A 4479-nucleotide genomic window follows, 5' to 3' on the forward strand; every position below is an offset into this window, starting at 1 on the left:
ACCTCAGCTGAAGATATTCATGTTTATTCAATTGATGAGGTTTTTATTGATGCAACGAGCTATCTTAAGACTGTTAATACATCTCCAAGGGAATTTGCAAAAATGATTATTCAGGATATTTATAAGACAACAGGAATAACAGCCACAACGGGAATAGGAACAAATCTATATCTTGCAAAAGTAGCAATGGATATTGTTGCCAAGCAATGATTATCAATATGATTATGAATATGACTATATACGACATAGGGGAACTAACCTTAGATGCGGCTGAAAAAGAAATACAAGCTGAATGGGAGAAAAAGAAAAATGAATAAATATCTAGTATTTAGATGCGGTAAGTGTATTTGGAAAAATACTAAATCACATGAGTTAATAGGAGTCGAAATGGCTGAGGACATAGATGATGTGTTTGAAGATATTCAGCAAGATATATTAGATGATTTAAAGGGAATGAAAGATTACTCGTACCCAGTATACAGAGTTGAAGCTGATTACATAGATGGTGCTGCCGATACAAGCAAATATGATTATCAGATGCTTGAGTTGTCAAACCCGAAAGAACCGCTCCGAAAAATCACACCTGCTGGCACGGGATAATTGAAACTGAATTAACTGAATAGTGCAAAAAAATAGGTATAACATTCAAAAAGATTAATTTTCGATGTTATACCTATTTTTAATTGTTTTAAGATAATGTTCCACTTGGACTGCAAGTAAGTTTTACTGTTTCGTTTATAGTTTGTAAAACCATTCCAAGACCGTTATAACTTTTTGCGGTTGCATATCCATAAGCGCTTGCACCAGATTTTGATGATCTAATATTACTCAATTTCCAATTTATAGCTGGACATTGAGTGTCAACTGATGAAGCAGTACATTTTGCGGTTGAGCCATCATAAGTAAATGTTCCACTGGTTTTGACAGACCATAAGATTACATCATATGTGTTTTTGTAGTATGTTGTTTTATTACCCTTTTTAGTGTTACTTCTTGTAAGCGTTGATATTTCTTCGATTGTCACTTCGATATAACTACCGTCCTCAAATCTTTCGACTATCTGTGTATTGCTTTCTTCATTTAATGCAAATACAGGTGTAGTGCCTAATAGTGTTAAAACAGTTAAAAAACTTGCAAATATTTTTTTCATTTTCTTTACTCCTCCTCAATAATAGTTACTTTTTTTATAGTATTAGAATCATCATATGCATTGTATATCAGTTGATTATAAATAAGAAGTGTAGCACATAGTGCTATTAGAATACAAAATAGGGTAATGAATATTTTCTTCACAATGGACTTAATAGAAGTTCGCTTTAAGATATATTCATTGTCACAATTTTCTATATAAGAAATCATAACATTTTTTGGTTCGCCATATTTTAAGCATATTTCTTTATAAGTAACGTTTTCGTCAATATCATTCAAATTATCTTCTAAGCGCTTAAAAAATAATTTTTCATTTTTACTTATAAATGGAAATGTACGTCTACATTCCTTTAGATATTGTTTGACAACATTATTCATTTCCTGCCTCCATGATTTTAATAATACTAGTGTTTATATCCATGTAATCAATGTAAAGTTGGTTAAGATATTCTTTTCCTTTTGGTTCAAGCTTATAATAAACTCTTGTTTTTCTTTTACCAACAAGCCTTTTTTCATCGATAATATAACCTTTGTCTAAAAGCCGATAGAGGATGGGGTACATGACTCCTTCAGCTAACTTTATTTTATCATCAGATAACTCCTGAAGCTGCTGGACTATTTTATAACCATAATATTCGCCATTTCCGATTTCTATGATTTTTAACAGCAACATTTCCATCCTAAAAAAATTGTTTGAAGATCTGCTCATTAATCCATCTCCTATCTTTAATATAATTAAATCACAATATAATCGATAATTCAATACATATAAAATATATGTAGCTATTGACATATGTAAATAAAGTGCTATCATATAGTTAAGGAAACGTTTTCAACAAATATGAAAGGAAGATATGTTATAAAAAAGAGTAGAAAATTTATTGTATCTTTAATTATTGCTGTATTTTTAGTGGGAATATTTCCAACTAATATTTCTACTGTAACTGCAATGGAAAAAGAAATAAGCCTAGATGCAGATTGTAATATTTATAGTGAATCTCCTTACAATTTATTAGAAAATATTGTTGATTTAAAATCAGGAGGAGTATTAAATGTTAATGGAACTAGCAATCCGTTGTTTTGGGAATTTGATAATATGAGTACTGCATTTGATATTATTATTAGCAAATTTGATGATGAATTAAATGAAATCTCATCAGTTGGAAATTTAGACACATTAAGCTTAAACAATTGGAAAGAATATTTTAATGTATTTAAAGAAATGTATTTTGATAATATTGCTAGTGGAGATATAGAAGATATAAATATCTTAAATCAATTTTTCACAGTATGTGAAAATCATGAAATAAATAGTCAAGCTAGGATTTTATGTAATCAGGAAAATGTCGATATTTTTGAATTAATCAATTACTTACCGTACACAAGTCCTATAATTGATACTATTAATCAGTTGCCTATGACACGAGCTGCTTCATTTAACTTTAATAAAAGCACAGCAGTAAGTTACGCAAAAAAATATGCTGTTAATCCTAATCCAAGCTATACAACATATAGTACCGATTGTACTAATTTTGCATCGCAGATTCTAAGGTCAGGTGGTGCACCAACAAATACTACATGGAAACCATATACAGCCTCTTGGTCAGCTGCGCATAATTTTGAAACATACTGGTATTCTAGAAGTAATAGTCAATATGCATCAGGAAACTTTAATACATTCTCAGGTAATTTGCAGGCGGGTGATTTTATAATAGCAGATTGGGAGAAGGATGGACGATATAATCATGTTGCTTTTGTAGTTGCATCTGGGAGTAAAACATCTAGTGGATATTATGATGTAACAATAGCACAACATACAAGTAACTATTGTGCTAAAGTAAGTTCTTCAGTAAATGGATGGGAAAATACCTCTGGAACATACGTAAGGATTAGATTCTAATGAAAGAAAAAATAAAGAAATTGTTGAGAAGTAAAGTATTTAATATTTTGATTGTTATAATTATATTTTTTGTCGGGCTGAAATTGTACACTAATTATATAAGCAATCTATTTGATAATTCAACACCACAAAAAGCAATAGCAGAATATGTTTATAATATAAATTCAACATATAAGGTATTTTTTATGAAAATAGAAGAAGTTCATAGTGAAGAAATTGAAAAGAATGATGAATGCAATTATTACATGATAACGCAAAGTATTATTGGAAAGCCTAATAATATGGGAGGAACATTTAAAGTCAAAAAAATAGATAATTTCTATTATGTGACTTCATATGATAATATGCCTCGATGATATAAGATTCCACCTATTGATTTGAAGGATATTGTAGTGTTGGGAATGAAAAAGCTAATTATACTGCTGTGCTAATCGGTACTGTTATTGTAAGTTTATAACACTGTCTTATCGCCGAGCATATCATATTTTACGTGGGGTAAAGAGAAGCTATAATTGGTATAATCAATCATATGCTCGGCTTTAATAAAGCAAAAAAATGGGGTTAAGACATTAATTTGTCCTAACCCCTTTATGTATATAATTTTTTATATGCTTGCTTTAAATTTTCAGTCTCTATATCAATCAAGCCATTTTTTAATTCATATTTATCAATAATATCATGATAATCTTGAATAGTATCGAATATATGACTAAATGCATCTTTCGATGGTTTACTATCATTTTGTACACGATCAGCAAAATCCAACATTTGAAACCTCAAGTTTTTCATTTCTTTCTTTTCTGAATCAGTTATATGTTTGTTTAAATTTTCATTAACATTATCTAGTTCCTTTTTTATGTCAGCATTCATTCTGTTTCCAACCCAACGAAGTGAATAAATTTTAATTGGAGAAACTTCTACCACAACACCAAATAAAGCCAACCATGTAGTAATTTCTTTCCAGTTTGATTTAATAAAATCTAATAACATTTATTATTTCCTCTCTATGTTGCAAAGCACAAAAGGGGAGAGACTGTTATTCTCTAAAATTAACTTTTGTTATTTTGCTTTGTTTGATAAGGAACTCATTTTTAAATTGGTGGTTGCAGTGACCGTCATTAATTGTGCTATAATCTCTACCTTCAACAATCAATTCAGAATCCTTATCATAGTCTTCCATTTTTTCTAGAGCATCGTGTTGAATATCTTTTGCTCCTAATACCCGAACTTCTGGTACTATTCCAACTTCAGCTTCAGCCGTGATTTTGGGGATAAAATCGCCATTATTTAGCTTATTGGTAACTGTAGCTGTTAATGAATTAAGATTGTTAAGTGCTACATTAGTATCACTCTGTCTTTTAGTGTTAAAGCAGACGAAGACGGAGTGCGGATTGCCTGTTTAGATGAAATGAGATATCGGAAATACTTAT

Annotated in this window: 8 protein-coding genes and 1 pseudogene; 4 read left to right on the plus strand and 5 right to left on the minus strand. The window is 30.1% G+C overall.

Annotated features, from left to right (window positions below; genetic code table 11):
- Positions 1–204, plus strand: a pseudogene (locus KTF99_RS16645) (Y-family DNA polymerase); the annotation flags it as partial.
- A 60-nt stretch (positions 205–264) separates the two neighbouring features.
- Positions 265–600: a hypothetical protein gene (locus KTF99_RS16650; protein WP_134583040.1), complete on the plus strand. Its 336-nt coding sequence runs from the start codon at positions 265–267 to the stop codon at positions 598–600.
- A gap of 88 nt (positions 601–688) precedes the next feature.
- Here the strand turns inward: KTF99_RS16650 and KTF99_RS16655 are convergent, their stop codons facing one another.
- The 3 genes from KTF99_RS16655 to KTF99_RS16665 are packed head-to-tail and all read right to left on the minus strand — an operon-like array spanning position 689 to position 1858.
- Complete coding sequence (locus KTF99_RS16655; RefSeq protein ID WP_217215666.1) at positions 689–1150, minus strand: hypothetical protein; 462 nt, start codon at positions 1148–1150, stop codon at positions 689–691.
- Positions 1151–1155: 5 nt separating this feature from the next.
- A complete protein-coding gene (locus KTF99_RS16660) occupies positions 1156–1527 on the minus strand; it encodes a DUF6120 family protein (RefSeq protein ID WP_008792855.1) in 372 nt (123 codons plus the stop codon).
- A complete protein-coding gene (locus KTF99_RS16665) occupies positions 1520–1858 on the minus strand; it encodes a PadR family transcriptional regulator (RefSeq protein WP_008792854.1) in 339 nt (112 codons plus the stop codon). The genes KTF99_RS16660 and KTF99_RS16665 overlap by 8 nt, the downstream gene beginning before the upstream one ends.
- Before the next feature lie 132 nt (positions 1859–1990).
- Between KTF99_RS16665 and KTF99_RS16670 the strand changes: the two genes are divergently transcribed.
- Positions 1991–3049, plus strand: coding sequence for an amidase domain-containing protein (locus KTF99_RS16670; protein WP_226814649.1), 1059 nt, complete (start codon positions 1991–1993; stop codon positions 3047–3049).
- Complete coding sequence (locus KTF99_RS16675; protein ID WP_008792852.1) at positions 3049–3405, plus strand: hypothetical protein; 357 nt, start codon at positions 3049–3051, stop codon at positions 3403–3405. Before KTF99_RS16670 ends, KTF99_RS16675 begins: the two co-directional genes overlap by 1 nt.
- Before the next feature lie 232 nt (positions 3406–3637).
- Here KTF99_RS16675 and KTF99_RS16680 read toward each other — a convergent pair whose 3' ends face one another.
- Positions 3638–4039: a hypothetical protein gene (locus KTF99_RS16680; protein WP_009009789.1), complete on the minus strand. Its 402-nt coding sequence runs from the start codon at positions 4037–4039 to the stop codon at positions 3638–3640.
- A 46-nt stretch (positions 4040–4085) separates the two neighbouring features.
- The gene (locus tag KTF99_RS16685; RefSeq protein WP_158561510.1) at positions 4086–4229 is read right to left on the minus strand and encodes a hypothetical protein; all 144 of its coding nucleotides are present in this window, start codon (positions 4227–4229) and stop codon (positions 4086–4088) included.
- Positions 4230–4479: the final 250 nt, after the last annotated feature.

It is taken from the genome of Erysipelatoclostridium sp. MSK.7.34, from assembly GCF_019041935.1.
Classification (GTDB): domain Bacteria; phylum Bacillota_I; class Bacilli_A; order Erysipelotrichales; family Coprobacillaceae; genus Thomasclavelia; species Thomasclavelia ramosa.

Excerpts from the sequence above, each read along its gene's own strand:
- KTF99_RS16660 (WP_008792855.1), bottom strand. The coding sequence starts at position 1,527 with ATGAATAATGTTGTCAAACAATATCTAAAGGAATGTAGACGTACATTT.
- KTF99_RS16685 (WP_158561510.1), bottom strand. The coding sequence starts at position 4,229 with ATGGAAGACTATGATAAGGATTCTGAATTGATTGTTGAAGGTAGAGAT.
- KTF99_RS16650 (WP_134583040.1), top strand. The coding sequence starts at position 265 with ATGCGGCTGAAAAAGAAATACAAGCTGAATGGGAGAAAAAGAAAAATG.
- KTF99_RS16665 (WP_008792854.1), bottom strand. The coding sequence starts at position 1,858 with ATGAGCAGATCTTCAAACAATTTTTTTAGGATGGAAATGTTGCTGTTA.
- KTF99_RS16675 (WP_008792852.1), top strand. The coding sequence starts at position 3,049 with ATGAAAGAAAAAATAAAGAAATTGTTGAGAAGTAAAGTATTTAATATT.
- KTF99_RS16655 (WP_217215666.1), bottom strand. The coding sequence starts at position 1,150 with ATGAAAAAAATATTTGCAAGTTTTTTAACTGTTTTAACACTATTAGGC.
- KTF99_RS16680 (WP_009009789.1), bottom strand. The coding sequence starts at position 4,039 with ATGTTATTAGATTTTATTAAATCAAACTGGAAAGAAATTACTACATGG.
- KTF99_RS16670 (WP_226814649.1), top strand. The coding sequence starts at position 1,991 with ATGAAAGGAAGATATGTTATAAAAAAGAGTAGAAAATTTATTGTATCT.